Origin of the sequence: Bartonella sp. TT110JLCBS, assembly GCF_042193405.1 — a bacterium.
Taxonomy (GTDB): Bacteria; Pseudomonadota; Alphaproteobacteria; order Rhizobiales; family Rhizobiaceae; genus Bartonella.
Genome location: NZ_JBHILT010000002.1, coordinates 1 through 19059, shown reverse-complemented (window position 1 = coordinate 19059; position 19059 = coordinate 1). Strand labels below are relative to the sequence as shown.

The window sequence follows — 19059 nt, the reverse complement described above, 5'->3', positions numbered from 1 at the left end:
TTAATCAATGGTTTTTTATTGGTCAATATTGAATAACAGATTCTTGCATTTTTTTATCATAAGAGCGTTATATTACCTTTTATGTTTGATTCGTTTTTTTCTATATTCGCTGGTGAGTTTTTTTCTAAATTAATCGTTTTACTTTTATTTACACTTGTCTGTTTGGCATTTTTTATGCTGATACATTTTCATAGAAAAAAAGCATTTTTAGAAAAAGAAATTGCTGAACGTGCGCGTGAGGCACAAATGCAGATGGCTACTTTGCTGAAGACACAAGCTGAAATGCAAGGGCGAATGCAAACGATGGCGGAAATTTTTGGTCAACGGCAAGCTGAACTGAATAAATCACTCAGTGAGCAACTCAATGGAATGACAACAAGCTTAGGTCAAACACTTCAGGTACAAACTAAATCCACTTATGAAAATTTGAATCGTTTGCAAGAGCGTTTAGCAGTGATTGATGCGGCACAAAATAATATTCAATCGCTTACGGGACAAGTTGTTCAGTTGCAGTCCATTTTAAGCAATAAGCAGACGCGTGGTACTTTCGGTCAAGGGCGGATGGAAGCAATTATTGCTGATGCCTTACCAGCAAATGCCTATGCTTTTCAGGCTGTTCTTTCCAACGGAAAGCGCCCAGATTGTCTGATTCATATGCCCAATAAAGCACCTTCTCTTGTTGTTGATGCTAAATTCCCTCTAGAGGCTTGGAATGCTATGCGTAAAGCCGCATCAACGCAAGAGCGTCAAGAGGCAGAACGCCAATTTCGTACCGATCTGGAAGTTCATATCCGTGATATTGCACAAAAATATTTGATTCCTGGAGAAACCCATGACACGGCTTTTCTTTTTGTGCCATCGGAATCGATTTTTGCAACAATTTATGAAGATTTTGAGCCATTGGTACAAAAAGCCAATAGAGCCCATATAATTATTGTTTCACCGTCTTTGTTGATGCTCTCTGTCCAAGTGGTACAAACCATTATGAAAGATGCGCGGATGCGTGAACAAGCGCATTTAATTCAATCAGAAGTAGCAAAATTGATGGAAGATTTTGGACGAATGGATATGCGTGTTCGTGCATTACAGAAGCACTTTTACAAAGCAGGTGAAGATATAGAGGGTATTTTGATATCGTCTTCCAAAATTATGAAACGGGCAAATCGCATTGAAACTTTCGAATTAAAAGAAAATTACTCTGAGCCAACAAAAATGACAACATCCGCTCAGTCACAAACATTGCGTTTGGTTGATGAGGAATAACGCAAAACAATCTTCTTAAATATCACAAGTTAGATCACGCTCTTTATTGATTGGTAATCATTTTTTAGTATCTCTATCTTGTTTTATTTCTTAAACGAGAGGAATAGAGAATATGCGACACCTTTTGTTTTTAGGGGCATTGGTGTTTCTGCTAGAGGGCTGTGCAACAACCACTCCCACCCACACAAATAATGCTTGTGCTATTTTAGCACAAAAAAATGGTTTTTTTGATAATTGGGGAAGGGCGTCTCAAAGAGCAGAAATGCGTTATGGGATTCCTATGCCTATTATTCTTGCAACCATTAAGATGGAATCGAGCTTTCGTCACAATGCACGTCCTCCACGCAAAAAACTACTTGGTTTTATTCCATGGAAGCGTCGATCAACAGCCTATGGTTATTCTCAAGCGCTTGACAGTACATGGGCAATGTATCTTCGCTCTACAGGCAAATCTTTTGCATGGCGTACGAATTTTGCAGATTCTGCTGATTTTATTGCTTGGTACCATCGCCAAAGTGTTCAACGCAATGGTGTGAGATTTGATGATGCATATAGCCTTTATTTAAATTATCATATGGGGCATAGTGCTTATGCGCGTAGTGGGGGGCGTGTCACTGTTGCACTGTCACAGGCAGCACAGCGCATGGCGAGAATATCGAAGCTCTATGAACGGCAATTAAAGAGATGTGGGTGGCGTTAGGGAAGATTTTTGAAAATATCAATTAGGGAATTGATGTGGTAAAATCATTTGAGCGCAAAATTTTTTATGGTGCGATAAGGCTGTCTTGTTTTTCCGATTTTCGAATAAAATAAATTGTTATTGAATAGAGTAAACTCAAGCGACAGAAAATTTTTACAATACACAATACATTTGTGCACACTCTCGATATTGTTATCCTCTTTGTTCAAAGAATTTACAATGGAAACAATCTTCCATTTAGCGCTGGGCTAAATACCACAGATTGTTGACAGAAATTTTTTAAAGATAATCTCTTTTTTATTTTTATTAAGCGTTTAAAATAGCAATCAAAAAATGCGATTTCAGCATTATAAAGAGGTAAAAAATTCAATATAAAAAACGAAAAATGCATTAAACGAAAGAGCATCGTTTCATAAAAACTTTGCTTTGTATAAAAGGGGGTACAGCCTTCCAAAAGATTAATATTATGAAGTATTGTATGAAATGAAGTATATCCATTCATTTTGCCTGTCCAGCTTAATTGAAAAAAGTTATCTTTCCATGTTGTAAAACACTGTCATTTATAGGATGATAAGGTATATACAACTTTACACATAAAAATATTCAAGACAGGAATTGTCTATAGCATCTGTGAAGTAACAAACAAGCCTTCAGTGTTGTGATAGCGCTTGCATTTGAGGATATTTATGAAAAGCATTTTTATGCTTTTCTTAAACGGTTTTTTACTACAAATCATTATTTTATAACAATAATATTCCTTTATTCATATTGAATTAAGAGTTTTAAATAGCTTAGAATTCTGTCATTTTAAATCTCTTGATGTTTAATCAAGAAAAACCATTGGCTTGTACATAAAGTGCAATTGGCATGTGGATAAAAACATCAAGAAAGGACTAAAAATGCCTCTTATAAAAATTTTTGCAACATGAGAGATTGAAAATATAATGATGGCACCGCTTTTCTCCTACACCTTCAACCTCGTTTGAGACGTGTAAGGAAACAAAGTTTATTAATTCAATATGTATGTGAAGGCTTATGATGAGAGAAGTTTACTCTGTTCGGAGTTATTATTTAATATATTAATAATTTATCATGATAAATCAATATGTTATTTAATCATTAACATACTTCAGTATTGAGCAGATGAACGCTATTCAATGGAGTATTTTTTAAAATTGGTAAGACATTTGATAAGACTAAAAATATTCAACAAGAGTCCTGATTCGCAATAATTGGAAAATATATCTTAATCTTCTATTCCCAAATCTCTGTTTAGGTACTTCTTACCTTTAAAAGGATATCGATAATCAACAGATTATGATTTTGTGGTGAAGAAGGATTTAAATTTTGCCTTTTAAAATATAAAGTGTCAGTTAAACAGCTCCTTTTTTATTTCTGTGTAAAGCATAAAAAATGATCTCTTTTCATTGTTATGTAAAGTAAAACTTTACAATCCAACAAATGATTAAAAACGCATAATGGTAGCATTAAAGCAAGGAACGTGCTACTGGAACAATGGTTACAGAGCATATAAACCTTTTAAATTGATTTCACATTCTCGTTATAACTGATTCTCTTGATAAAAGAGCTGATCACTGATCCTTTTGGTGGAGCTAAGCGGGATCGAACCGCTGACCTCTTGCATGCCATGCAAGCGCTCTCCCAGCTGAGCTATAGCCCCTATAAAAACAAATTTTCCCAAAAGAACAATATACAATTCCAACTTTTTAAAGCGAGAAAAATTGAAGATCAAGAAGAATTTGTATTTAATGGAAAAGATACTTTCTGTTATTTTTCTTAAGCATCATCATCATTAGAAACACCGCCTCCGAGAATATCAGTAACGTCATCATCCTCATCGTCATCATCATGAGATAAAAATGTATCATCGTCATCACCGAGGTCTACATCACCATCTTCCAAATCAGGAAGATCGTCATCTTTAGAATCATCATCAACTTCTTCAAGAAGCATAAAAGCAGATTTTTCAAGTGCTGTATCAAGCTCTTCAGTATCAACTTCTTCTTCGTTGTTTGCTTCAGCTGCCGCAACCTCAAAATAAGAACGTGGATAAGAAATTCCTGTATAAGGTGACACAATAGGATCGCGATTTAGATCGTAAAATTTTTTTCCTGTTTCTGGATCAACACGTTTAGTTCCGAGTTCTTGTTTTGCCATAAGCCGTGCCTCTTTGATTAACTATTATTCCATTAAAAGATGAATTTTATGGTGCTTAATCGAAAAATAATGCCTTTGTCAAAGATAAATACATTGCTCCGCATAGATTTTCTCATGACGTCCTTTAAAGCATGTGCTAAAGGATGCATAATTTCATAAAAGTTAGATAGAATTAAATAGAATTTCCATGCAAAAAGCAATCCCTATAACGGCCTATAAGTCGAGTAATCTCTCTGGAAAAATTCAAATACCAGGAGATAAATCAATCTCCCATCGTTCTCTTATATTGGGAGGATTAGCAAGTGGTGAGACATATATCCACGGATTACTTGAAAGCGCTGATGTACTCAATACAGCTGCTGCTATGCAAGCTATGGGCGCCTGTATTATTAAAAAAGATGACGTTTGGATCATACGAGGAACAGGGAATGGTTGCCTCTTATCTGCACAAAAACCTTTAGACTTTGGAAACGCTGGAACAGGTGCTCGTTTGGTTATGGGAATGGTTGGCCCCTATCATATGAAAACAACCTTTATTGGTGATGCATCTCTCTCTAAACGTCCAATGGGACGTATTCTTGATCCTCTGCGTCTCATGGGGGTTGAAATTGAGACAACGCACGACGATCACCTTCCTTTAACACTTTATGGACCGAAAATGGCTAATCCGATTCGCTACCGTGTTCCAATAGCTTCCTCCCAAATTAAATCAGCAGTTCTGCTTGCTGGACTCAATACCGCCGGCATTACAACTGTTATTGAACCGGTTCTCACACGAGATCATACGGAAAAAATGTTAAAAGCATTCGGTGCGCAACTTGAAATAGAAAAAGATAACGAAGGTGCGCGTTTGATTCATCTTAATGGTCAACCCCATCTTACTGGGCAAACGATTCATATTCCGGGGGATCCTTCTTCTTCTGCTTTTCCAATTATCGCAGCCCTTCTTGTAGAAGACTCTGATATCACCATTGAAAATGTTTTGATAAATAACTCTCGAATAGGACTTATCGAAACATTGTGGGAAATGGGTGCTCAAATTGAATTTTTGAACCAACGCCAAACAGGTGGAGAAGATGTTGCCGATCTACGGATAAAATCATCGGTTCTTAAAGGTGTTACGGTGCCCAAAGAACGTGCTCCATCGATGATTGATGAATATCCTGCTTTGGCAGTAGCAGCAGCCTTTGCAGAAGGTAAAACAGTTATGCTAGGAATTGAAGAATTGCGTGTAAAAGAATCAGATCGATTGTCTGCTGTTGCTCAAGGACTAAAAATTAATTGCGTAGACTGTGAAGAAGGTCAAGATTTTCTTGTTGTTTATGGGAACGGTTCTACCAAAGGTTTGGGCGGTGGACATGTCTGCACACATCTTGATCATCGAATTGCTATGTGTTTTCTCATTTTTGGGCTTGTGTCAGAAAAACCTGTTACCATTGATGATAAACGAATGATCGCTACGAGCTTTCCAGAATTTATTCCTTTTATAAAACAACTTGGGGGAAAAATCGTTTGAAGCCTTTTGTTATCGCCATTGATGGACCTGCAGCTTCAGGCAAAGGAACCTTAGCACGCAAAATTGCTGCGCATTATCGCCTTCGCCATCTCGATACTGGTCTTACTTATCGTGGAGTTGCTCATGCGCTTTTACAACAAAATTTAGCTCTTGATGATGAAAATAATGCTCTTATTTACGCTAAAGAACTTGATTTTAATACTTTAAATCCTTCTCTTCTTTCTTCTCATGAACTTGGTGAAGCGGCTTCAAAAATAGCAATTAACCCTGCTGTACGCAAAGTTCTTGTCGAAAAACAACGCGACTTTGCTAAAGTTTTGCCTGGCTGTGTGCTTGATGGGCGTGATATCGGAACTGTTGTTTGTCCTGATGCCGATATCAAGTTTTATATTCTAGCCAATGTTCAAACACGCGCCAAACGCCGCTACCAAGAGATTTTAAAAAAAGGTGTTCAAGCAAATTATCATGAAATCCTAACTCAACTTGAACAGCGCGACAGTCGCGATATAACGCGCAAACAAAGTCCACTAAAACCAGCAAAAAACGCCCACTTGCTTGATACGTCAGAATTGAGTATAGAAGCAACATTTGAAATTGCATGCAGTTTTGTTGATCCAATCATAAAAATGCATATAATTGGATAAATTCGTTAAGGTAACTTCTAGCCTAGCGCTAACTTCTTTCCTTATTCAAGGAAAAGGCTAGGGAGTTACTTATGTTAACACTAACCTAGCGCTCATACCTTATAATACAAGGTATATATTAGGAGTTCTTATGTCACAATACAATCCCACAACAGCGGATTTTGAAGCCCTTTTAACAGAATCTTTTCAAACTAATGATCTTAATGAAGGATCTGTTGTTAAAGGTCGTGTTATTGCAATCGAAAAAGACATGGCCATTATTGATGCTGGTCTTAAAGTCGAAGGACGTATTCCTCTCAAAGAATTTGGAGCTAAAGCAAAAGATGGTTCTTTGCAAGTTGGCGATGAAGTTGAGGTTTACATTGAACGCATTGAAAATGCGATGGGTGAAGCTGTTTTATCGCGTGAAAAAGCACGGCGCGAAGAAAGTTGGGTCCGTTTGGAGGAAAAATTCAATGCTGGTGCGCGCGTTGATGGGGTAATCTTTAGCCAAGTAAAAGGTGGTTTTACAGTCGATCTTGATGGTGCCGTTGCTTTCTTGCCTCGCAGCCAAGTTGATATTCGTCCCATTCGTGATGTTTCACCCCTCATGCATAATTCACAGTCCTTTGAAATTTTGAAGATGGATCGTCGTCGTGGCAATATTGTGGTCTCACGCCGCACTGTTTTAGAAGAAAGTCGCGCTGAGCAACGTTCAGAAATCGTACAAAATCTTGAAGAAAACCAAATCGTTGAAGGTGTGGTGAAAAATATTACAGATTATGGTGCCTTTGTTGATCTTGGTGGGATTGATGGTCTCTTGCACGTTACAGATATGGCATGGCGGCGTGTTAATCACCCATCTGAAGTGCTCACAATTGGCCAAACGATTAAAGTTCAGATTATTCGCATTAATCAAGATACGCACCGTATTTCTCTTGGAATGAAGCAGCTTGAAAGTGATCCTTGGGAAAGCATCAGTGTCCGGTATCCGATTGGTAAAAAAATTACGGGTGCTGTTACCAACATTACTGATTACGGTGGTTTTGTTGAAATTGAACCAGGAATCGAAGGGCTGATCCATGTTTCTGAAATGAGCTGGACAAAGAAAAATGTTCATCCTGGAAAAATTCTGTCTACATCACAAGAAGTAGAAGTGGTTGTTCTTGAGATTGATCCTTCTAAACGGCGTATTTCTCTTGGCTTAAAACAAACATTTGAAAATCCATGGGAAGCTTTTGCCAATAAATTTCCTGTCAATTCGCAAATTGAAGGAGAGGTTAAAAATAAAACAGAATTTGGTCTGTTTATTGGGCTTGAAGGCGATGTTGACGGTATGGTTCATTTGTCTGATCTTGATTGGAACCGTCCTGGTGAACAAGTTATTGATACTTATAATAAAGGCGATATCGTTAAAGCTGTGGTCCTTGATGTTGACATTGAAAAAGAGCGCATTTCTCTTGGAATTAAGCAGCTTTCCAGCGATAAAGTTGGAGAAGCCGCTGCTTCCGGCGAATTGCGAAAAGGTGCAGTTGTAACATGCGAAGTGATTGCTGTTAACGACAATGACATTGGTGTGAAATTGATTGACCACAACCTTGAGACAACCATTCGGCGTGCTGATCTTGCGCGTGATCGTGATGAGCAACGTCCTGAGCGTTTCGCAATTGGGCAAAAGGTTGATGCTCGCATCACAGCATTTGATAAAAAAACACGTAAAATTTCAGTATCGATTAAAGCTTTAGAAATTGCAGAGGAAAAAGAAGCTGTTGCACAATATGGTTCTACAGATTCAGGTGCTTCTCTTGGTGATATTCTGGGTGCAGCTTTGAAAAAACAAGAACAAGATTAATCATCAATCATTAAAGTTGGTGTTATTATTAAGGTCACTCATTAGGAGTGACCTTTTTATTTTCTAAAAAAATTGTCTGCTTATTTTTAAATTATTGAAACAAAAATTATAAATGCTTGCAAATAAAAACAAAAAGTTTGTTTTTTGTCTAACAACGGTTCACTATTCAGATAAAATGCTTAAAATTTAAATAAAAAACAATGTAATTGAATAACAATGGAACACTATGACGTGCATAATACCTTTCATAAAGTGCTTTTTTTCTCAAAAAGAGAAAAAAGATCATTTTATTAATACGGATTTTCCTCTTCGTGCAATTTATAAGGTACAGGAAGATCTTTATAACTTAGGGCATGATATAGCTTCTGGTAAAGAAATTTTACTCCCTGAATATGAAGGAGTAGGAGATTTTCGCAAGAGATTGAATGAAAATGCTAAAGTTATTCTTCATGCTTTTCATACCAGTGATTTTGCTGCCCGAAATGATGAAACCATCGCACCGTCTGCTCAATGGCTCATTGATAATCATTACACCATTGATAAAACCATACAAAAGCTGCGTCGTAATCTACCCAAGTCCTTCATAAAGCAACTGCCTCTTTCTACACATAAAGCCGGAATACCACGAATTTTTGCTTTAACTTGGCTTTATATTGCGCATACCGATAGCAGCTTTTCACAAGAGACACTCACTGCTATGACCAACGGATTTCAAGAAGTTTGTGCGCTCACAATTGGTGAATTGTGGGCTCTTCCTTCTGTTATGCAAATGCTGCTCATTGAAAATGTCCGTCGTCTTTCAGTACGTATCGAAAAAGCGCGACATATGCGCCATCTTGCTAGTCAAGTAGCTGATAAAATTTCTCTTGTAGAAAATAAAACAAATCTACACTCTCTTTTTACGCAGTATAAACCATTTACTGTTGATTCAACTTTTTCAGCACATTTATTCTATCGCCTGCGCAGTGCATCTGTCGATTCAACCGTAGCATTAACTTGGCTTGAAAAGCAATTGAAAAGCCAAGGCAGTAGCTTAGAGATTGCAACAGCCGATGAACATACCCGACAAGCAGCAGATGGTGTGACCATGGGTAATATTATCCGTGCTCTTAAAGCTATAGATGATGTTGATTGGACAGCATGGTTTGAAACAGTGAGTTGTGTCGATTCTATTTTGCGTAAAAATAGTGATTTTTCTGAAATTGATGCTCACTCACGCAATATTTATCGACAAGTCATTGAAAAAGTTTCTCGCTTTTCGCCTCTTAGTGAACTGGAAGTTGCACATAAAGTTGTAGAAATGGCAAATTCCACTTCTAAAGATATGCCTCATCATTCTTATGTGGGGTGGTACCTTGTTGATGATGGTCGTGGCATATTTGAAAAGGCTTGTGGATATAGCCCGCCTTTTTTCATAAAATGGACACGCACTTCTTGTTGCTCAAAATTGAGAGTTATTGCTGTGCCTGTCTCTTTTCTGACGCTCACTCTTTTGCTGGTAATTTACGCCCTTTTACAGCTATCTGGCATGACACAATGGATGTCTTTTTGCTTTACTGGATTGGCGCTTTTTCCTGCTATCGATGCTGCTTTTGCTTTATTTAATACTGTTGTTTCGTGGTTTGTCCCATCAAGACAGCTCATTGGTTATGAATATAAAGAAGGTATTCCCGAACATGCACGAACAATGGTTGTTGTGCCTACTTTAATGACATCACGCGATGATATTGATGAGCAAGTGCACAATCTTGAAGTGCACTATCTTTCTAATCCTAAAGGAGCCATTCATTTTGCACTCATTACAGATTGGGTGGATGCTCCATTAAAAGAAACACAAGATGATCTTGATTTATTACACTATGCGCAAAAGAATATTGATAAACTCAATAATCGTTATCATCGTGATGAACTTCCTCTTTTTTTCCTTTTACATCGCCGACGCCTTTATAATACAAGCGAAAAATGTTGGATGGGATGGGAACGAAAGCGGGGAAAACTTCATGAACTCAATCGGCTTTTAAGAGGCGATAAAAATACAAGCTTTTATCCTCCCAATCCACATCTTCCTATGGATTGCCGTTTTGTTATGACGCTGGATTGTGATACACGTCTTACTCCAGAGAGCGTCACAAAACTTGTTGGAAAGCTTAACTATCCACTCAATCATCCCGTTTTTGATCCGCAAAGTGGAAAGATTGTAAAAGGCTATAGCATTTTGCAACCGCGCATTATTCCTTCGCTTACAACAGGAAAAAAAACATCAATTCTCCAACGGGTTTTTTCTACCAACCGTGGTATTGATCCTTATGTTTTTGCTGTTTCTGATACTTATCAAGATCTTTTAGGAGAAGGTACCTTTATTGGTAAAGGTCTTTATAATATTGATGCATTTGAACAAGCACTTGATGGCAAAATTAAAGAAAATACTATTCTTAGTCATGATCTCTTAGAAGGGGGATATGCTCGTACTGCTCTAGTAAGTAGCATAGAAGTCATTGAAGACTATCCAACCACTTATAATATTGATGTTATGCGTTATCATCGTTGGATCCGCGGTGATTGGCAGCTCTTGCCTTATCTTTTTTCCCACCGTCAAATAAGTTCCGTGACGCGTTGGAAAATGCAGGATAATTTACGTCGTTCTCTTACGCCACTTATGTGGTTAATCGCAGCATTTGTAGGATGGACTCTTTTGCCATTAAAGAGTGCAATCGTCTGGCAATTATTCTTGTTGTTTAGCGCTTTCATTTCACCCATTCTATGTGTATTAAAAACGCTTGTCTCATCCAATATAGATCATGCTTTGCGTGGACATTTTCAATTAATTTGGAACAAAATTGCTCTTACAAGCGCTGATATATTTCTTAAAACGACGTTTCTTGCTCATTCGGCGTATTTTATGACCGATGCGATTATTCGTACACTCTATCGTATGACGATTTCAAAACAGCATCTTCTTGAATGGAAAACTTCTGCTGCAACAAAATCAATGCCCAATAGTTTGCGTTTCTATGTTTTTACAATGGCACCAGCATCACTTATTGGTATTCTTACTATAGCACTCCCTCTTTTTTCTGATAGTTTTGCAAGCTTGGTTGCTTTACCTTTTGGGATAGCATGGTTTTTTTCACCCTTCATTGCTTGGATTGTGAGTCAACCTTCAACTTTTCAAGATAGCCTTTATCTTTCTTCAAAAGATGAAAAAAAACTCCGTTCTATTGCACGGCGGACATGGCTTTATTATGCAACCTTTGTCAACGAACAAAACAACTATTTGCCTCCCGATAATTTTCAAGAAGATCCTGAACCTCTTGTTGCTCAACGTACATCGCCTACGAATATTGGGGTTTATCTCCTTTCTATAATTGCTGCACGTGATTTTGGTTGGATTGGTTTTGAAGAGACCATTACCCGTATTGAATGTACATTACGCTCTCTTGCAAAAATGGAAAAGTTCCGCGGTCATCTCTATAATTGGTATGAAACGGATACACTCAGGCCTCTTTTGCCTACTTATGTATCAACCGTTGATTCAGGAAATCTTGCCGGTCATTTGGTAACACTCTCTTCTGCCTTAAGTGAATGGGCTGAAAAACCTCATGTTTTTTTTCAAAGTGATCGAGAAGGCTTATCGGATGTTCTTGCTATTCTTGAAGAAACGGTCAGAGAAATTCCAGATCATCAACCCAGTTTACGCTCTTTACGCCAAAAAATCGAAGAAAACATCACTCGTTTTCATGATTCTATCTTCACTTTTATAGAACAAGAAAATACGATTCCTTCTCACATCATGGATCTTTCACTTGCAGCCCATGATATTGTGCACTTAGTCGGTGAACTTGACCACAAAATTCAAACGATAGAATCTGCTCGTGCGCTTTCTTGGGCTAAATGCCTTATCGACACCTGTAACGCTCATCATCATGATGCGACTGCTCATTGTGATACTGAAAAATTATGTAAAAAACTAAACAGGTTGGCTATAGCGGCACGGCAAATAGCCTTTGGTATGAAATTTGACTTTTTAGAACAGCCTAAACGGCACCTTTTATCCATTGGATATCGTGTGCAAGAAAACAAACTCGATGAAAATTGTTATGACCTACTTGCTTCAGAAGCACGTCTTGCAAGCTTTTTTGCCATCGCAAAAGGAGATATAAAACTTAAACATTGGTTTCGTCTTGGTCGACTTCTCATCCCCATAGGTGGAAAAGGTGCGCTCCTATCATGGTCTGGATCAATGTTCGAATATCTTATGCCATCTCTCGTAATGCATGAACCTTTAGGGTCTCTCCTAGATCAAACAAATCGATTGATTATTCGTTGTCAAATACAATATGCCCATAAACGGGAATTGCCATGGGGTATTTCAGAAGCCGCATTTAATGCTCGCGATCATTTAATGAATTACCAATACGCTCATTTTGGTGTTCCAAACCTCGGACTCCAACGTGGTCTTTCACGCAATGCTGTCATTGCTCCCTATGCCAGCCTTCTAGCGGCACAATATGCTCCTGCTTGCGCTGTCGCTAATTTAAAACGACTCCGTGATCTTGGAGCTTTAGGAACATATGGTTATTATGACTCTGTTGATTTTACTCCAACACGTGTGAAAACAGGGGAAAAATACGCCATTGTACGCAATTATTATGCGCACCATCATGGCATGTCTATCCTTGCTCTTAACAATGTTATTTTTCAAGGGCGAATGCGTGATCGTTTTCACCGTGATCCCGTTATTGAAGCAACACAATTGCTCTTACAGGAAAGAGCGCCTCATCTCATTCCTATTATTCATACCAAAGCTGTTAATCGTATGCGCAATAAGTCTCAAGAATTTGACGCAGCCCCTTTGCGCATTATTACAAACCCGTTACTCAAACCACGAGCAACTTTACTTTTGTCTAATGGCTTTTATTCTACCATGTTAACAGCGAATGGTTCTGGTTACAGCCGTTGGCACGATTATGCGATTACGCGCTTTATTCCTGATGCAACAGAAGATCAACAAGGTACTTTATTCTTCTTACGTGATACGCATAGTGGACGGTGGTGGTCTGTTACTGGTGAGCCAACACGTGTTATTGAAGAAGACGCTGTCAGCATTTTTACAGATGAAAAGGCTGAATATACAAAAATGGTTGATGGTATTAAATCAACACTTGAATGTCTTATTACATCTGAAGGATGTGGCGAAGGTAGACGTATTCAACTGATGAATACGACAAATAAAGACCGACTCATTGAAGTGACTTCTTATGGTGAATTAGCACTTGCCACAATGGATACAGACCAAGTTCATCCTGTTTTTTCCCGTATGTTTATAGAGACAGAAATTACTGAAGAAGGTAAAACAATTTTTGTCAAAAGGCGCAAACGCTCGCCTAGTGATCCTGAAATCTATGTTACCCATTTTGTTTCTAGTACAACAGATATTCTCCAAGAGACAGAAGCTGAAACAGATCGCTCTCTGTTTATTGGGCGGGGGCGATCTATTCATCGTCCTGCTGCATTTGACCAAAATGCTCGTTTCAATAACAGTCAAGGTTGTGTTCTTGACCCTGTTATGTCATTGCGATGCCGTATAAAAATTCCAGCCTATGGCAAAGCAGAACTTATTTTTTGGACTTTTGCTGCACATACAAAAGAAGCGTTAAATAATCATATTAAACATTATCGACAACCTGATATGTTTCAAAAAGAACTTTCAATGGCATGGACGCGCTCACAAGTCGCACTGTATCAGAGTGGAACCCAGCTTAAAGAAGCTATTATCTATCAAAAATATGCAACACCGCTTATCTATCCAGAACGAACGTGGCGTCTTCCTTCTGAAATATTAGCAAAAACGCTAGGAAAACAGTCTGATCTTTGGCCCATGTCTATCTCAGGAGACAATCCACTCTGTCTTCTTAGGTTAAATAACGAGGGAAATATAGCTGTACTGCGCGAACTCCTTAAAGCACACGAATATTGGTATATGCGTGGACTCATTGTTGATTTAGTCATTCTTAATGAACAAACATTTTCCTATATACAAAGTACACAACGCGCTCTTGAGTGGGTCTGTGAATCTTATTATCACCACACGCAAAAAGCAGATGAACGCCAACATATTTTCATGCTTCGACGCGATCAAATGAGTGAACAGAGTTTTAAAACGCTTCTTGCATCAGCGCGTATCGTTCTTGATGCCCAAAATGGTTCTTTATCTGAACAACTTAAACGACTTGATAAGAATGATTTTAATCTCACAATTCGTAAAAATTATCAAGAATCTTATAATCAATTAGACTTGCCGAGATATAACGAAGGAAAGCAATTTACAACACAAACTGAACAGAATCTTTTTTCTTCTATTGGTCTTATTAGCCAACAAAAACCCTCCTCTTTTCTCCCAAATGGAGAAGATCTCAGATATTGGAATAGTTATGGTGGTTTTAATCAGCATAATCATTATGTAATACGTCTTCGTGGACGTACCACCACACCGCATCCGTGGATTAATGTTATTGCTAATCACAGATTTGGTTTTCATGTCTCTGCTGAAGGTGCAATTTTTACTTGGGCTAACAATAGCCGCGATTATCAACTAACTCCTTGGGCGAATGATCCAACGTCTAATCGACCAGGAGAAGCTCTTTATCTGGTTGATCGCCAGTCTTTAAAACGTTTTTCACCTGTTTCTACTGTTGAATGTGATGAAAATATTGTCTATGAGGCTTGTCATGGGTTTGGATTCTCAACTTTTAAATCGACACATTCAGAAATCGCATTGGAGCTGACCCATACACTTGATCCCGAAAAGCCTATTCGCTTTTCACGTCTTATTCTTACGAATGAAGGGAAAAAACCACGCAGTTTACGCCTTTATAATTATGTTGAATGGGTTTTAGGAAATGTCCGTACAAAATATGCCCCCTTTATTGTTTCCTCTTATGAGGCCAGATGGGGTGCATATTTTATTCAAAATCCCTATCACATCGAGAAATCTCAACAAGTTACATTTTTATCAGCATCCGAAATGCCAACCAGCACGACGACCAATCGCGCTGAATTTATTGGTGCAACGGGAACCGTAACACGTCCAAATGCAATCCGTAAAGCCGGTGCTCTTTCAAATACCATTGAAGCAGGATGTGATCCTTGTTCAGCATTTGCCTATGATATTGATCTTCAACCAGGGCAAACAAAAGAAATCATCTTCTATCTTGGCAGTGCTGCAAATAGGCAAGAAGCTGAAAAATTACTCAATCAAGCACGTGCAAGTGATTTTGAAATTCTGCTCACAAAACAAAAACAACAATGGAGTGATTTTGTTTCTCCTTTTCAAGTCAAAACACCTGACTCTTCTTTTAATCTTATGGTCAATCATTGGCTTCCCTATCAAATCTATGCATGCCGCATCATGGCACGTGCGGGCTTTTATCAAGCGAGTGGTGCATTTGGCTTTCGTGACCAGTTACAAGATAGCTTGTCTTTGTTATTGTTGAAACCACAGTTAGCACATGAGCAATTGTTAAATGCTGCAGCGCACCAGTTTCTTGAAGGGGATGTGCAACATTGGTGGTTGCCTGACACAAATGCTGGTGTTCGCACATACATTTCTGATGATATCGTTTGGCTTGCATATGCAACAGCTCTTTATGTCAATACCACTGGCGATAATGCCTTTCTTGATACGCTCATTCCTTTTATTGAAGGTGATGTTCTCAAAAGTGGGCAACAGGATGCTTATTTTCAACCTATCCAATCCTCAAAGGTTGCAACAGTTTATGAACATTGTGCTTTAGCTTTAGACCTTGCCATTAAACGCTGCGGACCACATGGTCTCCCTCTTATTTTAGGTGGGGATTGGAATGATGGCATGAATTTGGTAGGTGTGGAAGGAAAAGGTGAAAGCATTTGGTTAGGATGGTTTCTTGGGTACACATTACAAGCATTTATCCCTTTAGCCAAAAAACGTGGTGATAACAGCCATATGCAAATATGGAGTACACACCTTGAACATTTAACAAAATCCCTAGAGGAAAACGGTTGGGATGGTGCTTGGTATCGACGTGGTTATTTTGATGATGGAACACCTCTTGGCTCTAAAATCAATGATGAATGCCAAATTGATACCATTGCTCAATCTTGGGCTGTCATTTCTCAAATGTCATCGCCTGAACGTCAAAAACAAGCAATGACATCAATGCTGGAACAGCTCTATGATAAAAAAAGCGGACTCATTCGCCTTTTTTGGCCGCCTTTTGATAAAAGTACGCTCGAGCCTGGTTATATAAAAGGTTATCCTCCAGGCATTCGAGAAAATGGTGGTCAATACACGCATGGTGCCATTTGGAGTATTTTTGCGTTGGCTGAAATGGAACAAAACGATAAAGCTTATGCTTTATTTTCTATGATAAACCCAATTACCCATGGACAAGATCCTGAAATTTATCGTGTTGAACCTTATGTGATGGCCGCAGATATTTATGCTGTTGAACCACGATGTGGTCAAGGCGGTTGGACTTGGTATACAGGTTCAGCCGGTTGGTTTTATCGCGCCGCAACACAAGCTATTCTTGGAATACAGCGTCAGGGAGACCTATTATTTTTGCAGCCACATTTACCCTCTATTTGGCCAAAATATGAAGCAACAATGAAGTTTTATGATGCCGTTTATAGCATTAAAGTAAAATGGGGACCTAAAAATATGCTCTATGTTAATAGCAAAGAATATACCGAAGTTCATACAGGGATAAAGTTACAAAAAACAGGTCAGCATGAAATTATACGTATTGTCAAATCTTAAAGATGAAAGACGAAAAAAGAGAGCAAACTTTTTTATTCTTTCCAAAAACTGTGGAGTTGTTATATTGCACCGCCTATATTAGCCGTGTTGGTGCATAATATTTTAGATTTTATGAAACTGAAAGAAAAAGGTTATGAATCATCCGGATATTGCTAGACGTGTTTACAATCACACTTGGAAACTTGATCCCATTATTCGTTCACTTCTCGATACGGATTTTTATAAACTTCTAATGGTGCAGATGATTTGGGGGTTATATCCTAATGTTAATGTTACTTTTTCCCTCATAAATCGCTCTAAAACAATACGTCTTGCCGATGATATTGATGAGAGTGAATTACGTTCTCAACTTGATCATGCTCTTAGTTTGCGCTTTACAAAAAAAGAAATGATTTGGCTTGCTGGTAATACATTTTATGGACGCAAACAAATTTTTGAACCGGATTTTCTTCAGTGGCTTGAGAATTTTCAACTCCCAGAATATGAACTAACCCGTAAAGATGGCCAGTATATTCTTCATTTTTATGGTTCGTGGGCTCATAGTTCTATGTGGGAAATTCCAGCCCTTGCTATTATAAGTGAATTACGTTCACGTGCTGCTCTCAGAAAACTAGATCGTTTTGCTCTTGATGTACTTTATGCGCGTGCTAAAGCAAAAATGTGGAGTAAAGTTGAACGTCTCAAAAAATTGCCTGATATTAAAATATCTGACTTTGGGACAAGGCGCCGCCATTCTTTTTTATGGCAGCGCTGGTGTGTGGAAGCATTAAAAGAAGGGATTGGTAATTCTTTTACTGGAACTTCTAATGTTCTTCTTGCCATGGATACGGATTTAGAAGCTCTTGGAACCAATGCACACGAATTGCCCATGGTTATTGCGGCTCTCAGCAACAACGATGATGAATTACGCAGAGCTCCGTATCAAGTCTTGCAAGATTGGAACCGTTATTATGGTGGAAATCTTCTCATTGTTTTACCTGATACCTTTGGTACAGAAGCATTTTTACGCAATGCACCAGATTGGGTCGCTGATTGGACGGGTTTTAGACCCGATAGTGCTCCCCCTATTGAAGGTGGCGAACGTATTATTCAATGGTGGAAAGAAAAAGGAAAAGATCCATGCAAAAAACTTTTAATTTTTTCTGATGCTCTTGATGTCAATACAATTGAAAAAACCTATCATCATTTCCATGGTAGAGTACGCATGAGTTTTGGATGGGGCACGGATCTTACCAATGACTTTACAGGCTGTGCACCTCAGGAAATCGAAACTCTTGACGCTCTTTCCCTTGTTTGTAAGGTGACCTATGCCAATGGTCGACCAGCCGTGAAACTTTCAGATAATCCTGAAAAAACGATCGGTGATTCAAAAGAAGTACAACGTTATCTTAATTTTTTCGGTAATAAAAACCGAGTTTCTAGACCTATAAAGATATAGTTTCCAGCTTTTTAAAACGGATATATTGACTCATCATATTTTCTATAAAGTTGATCTCTCTAAGGATGAGGGTTTTTAGCCCTTGCTGGTTTGTAAAAAGTTTGACTGCTTGTCGAACCGATTCCTCTTGACTTTCCACACATGCGATTTACTGACGTAAGACTCGACAGATAGGATTTCAAAATATTCACTACGCATTAAAATATTTAACATGCCAAGGAGGTTTATATGCCTTATATCTTTGTCATAAATAATTTTGTTTATGGCATGGCTACTATGATTTTGCATGTTAAATGAAAGCGCACGAACATTTTGTTTCATATGCATCTTGGATATGGAGAGGTTATATTTAAAACTTGAAAGAAAATTCCTTCTCTCAATAGTTCTTATAAATAAGTTAAAGTTTAAAAGAGTATCCCATAACGCCTTTTCTATCCCTATGAAGATGGACGCGTTACAATGTAAATAGCAATCAACAATAATATAACTGTAACGAGTAAAGAAATCCATAAAGGAGGATGTATCATCACAAAAAAGGATAAAAATCCCCCCGTCATACTCATCACTGCAAAAATTTTAACAAATGGAGAGATAGCTTTTTTCTCTTCCCATCGTTTAATAGGGGGACCAAAAATACGATGATTATTCAACCATTGATGAAAACGTGGAGAAGAACGCGTAAAACACCATGA

Annotated in this window: 9 protein-coding genes and 1 tRNA gene; 7 read left to right on the top strand and 3 right to left on the bottom strand. The window is 38.2% G+C overall.

All coding sequences use genetic code 11. The features are described 5' to 3' along the window. Positions 1-81: 81 nt before the first annotated feature. Positions 82-1263: a DNA recombination protein RmuC gene (locus tag ACFILW_RS01215; protein WP_375665209.1), complete on the top strand. Its 1182-nt coding sequence runs from the start codon at positions 82-84 to the stop codon at positions 1261-1263. 112 nt (positions 1264-1375) lie between these two features. Beyond that, positions 1376-1963, top strand: coding sequence for a hypothetical protein (locus tag ACFILW_RS01210; RefSeq protein ID WP_375621997.1), 588 nt, complete (start codon positions 1376-1378; stop codon positions 1961-1963). A 1605-nt stretch (positions 1964-3568) separates the two neighbouring features. Here the strand turns inward: ACFILW_RS01210 and ACFILW_RS01205 are convergent. Both ACFILW_RS01205 and ACFILW_RS01200 read right to left on the bottom strand, forming a co-directional pair. Further along, positions 3569-3644: transfer RNA gene (locus ACFILW_RS01205), tRNA-Ala, on the bottom strand. Positions 3645-3760: 116 nt separating this feature from the next. Beyond that, positions 3761-4141 (bottom strand): TIGR02300 family protein, encoded by a 381-nt coding sequence (locus tag ACFILW_RS01200; protein ID WP_375621996.1) that lies wholly within the window; start codon positions 4139-4141, stop codon positions 3761-3763. A 187-nt stretch (positions 4142-4328) separates the two neighbouring features. Here ACFILW_RS01200 and aroA point away from each other — a divergent pair, with 187 nt between their 5' ends. The 5 genes from aroA (at position 4329) to pncB (ending at position 18367) form a co-directional block, all read left to right on the top strand. Further along, complete coding sequence (gene aroA / locus ACFILW_RS01195) at positions 4329-5657, top strand: 3-phosphoshikimate 1-carboxyvinyltransferase (protein ID WP_375684947.1); 1329 nt, start codon at positions 4329-4331, stop codon at positions 5655-5657. Next, a complete protein-coding gene (cmk, locus tag ACFILW_RS01190; protein WP_375684946.1) occupies positions 5654-6301 on the top strand; it encodes a (d)CMP kinase in 648 nt (215 codons plus the stop codon). The genes aroA and cmk overlap by 4 nt, the downstream gene beginning before the upstream one ends. 130 nt (positions 6302-6431) lie before the next feature. Beyond that, on the top strand, positions 6432-8132 hold the full coding sequence (gene rpsA, locus ACFILW_RS01185; protein ID WP_026500132.1) for a 30S ribosomal protein S1: 1701 nt from the start codon (positions 6432-6434) through the stop codon (positions 8130-8132). A gap of 226 nt (positions 8133-8358) precedes the next feature. Continuing rightward, a complete protein-coding gene (locus ACFILW_RS01180) occupies positions 8359-16929 on the top strand; it encodes a GH36-type glycosyl hydrolase domain-containing protein (protein WP_375684945.1) in 8571 nt (2856 codons plus the stop codon). A gap of 133 nt (positions 16930-17062) precedes the next feature. Next, positions 17063-18367, top strand: coding sequence for a nicotinate phosphoribosyltransferase (pncB, locus tag ACFILW_RS01175; RefSeq protein ID WP_375621992.1), 1305 nt, complete (start codon positions 17063-17065; stop codon positions 18365-18367). A gap of 437 nt (positions 18368-18804) precedes the next feature. Here pncB and ACFILW_RS01170 read toward each other — a convergent pair. Continuing rightward, a partial coding sequence (locus tag ACFILW_RS01170) for a YbaN family protein (protein ID WP_375684944.1) occupies positions 18805-19059 on the bottom strand: 255 nt, incomplete at its 5' end.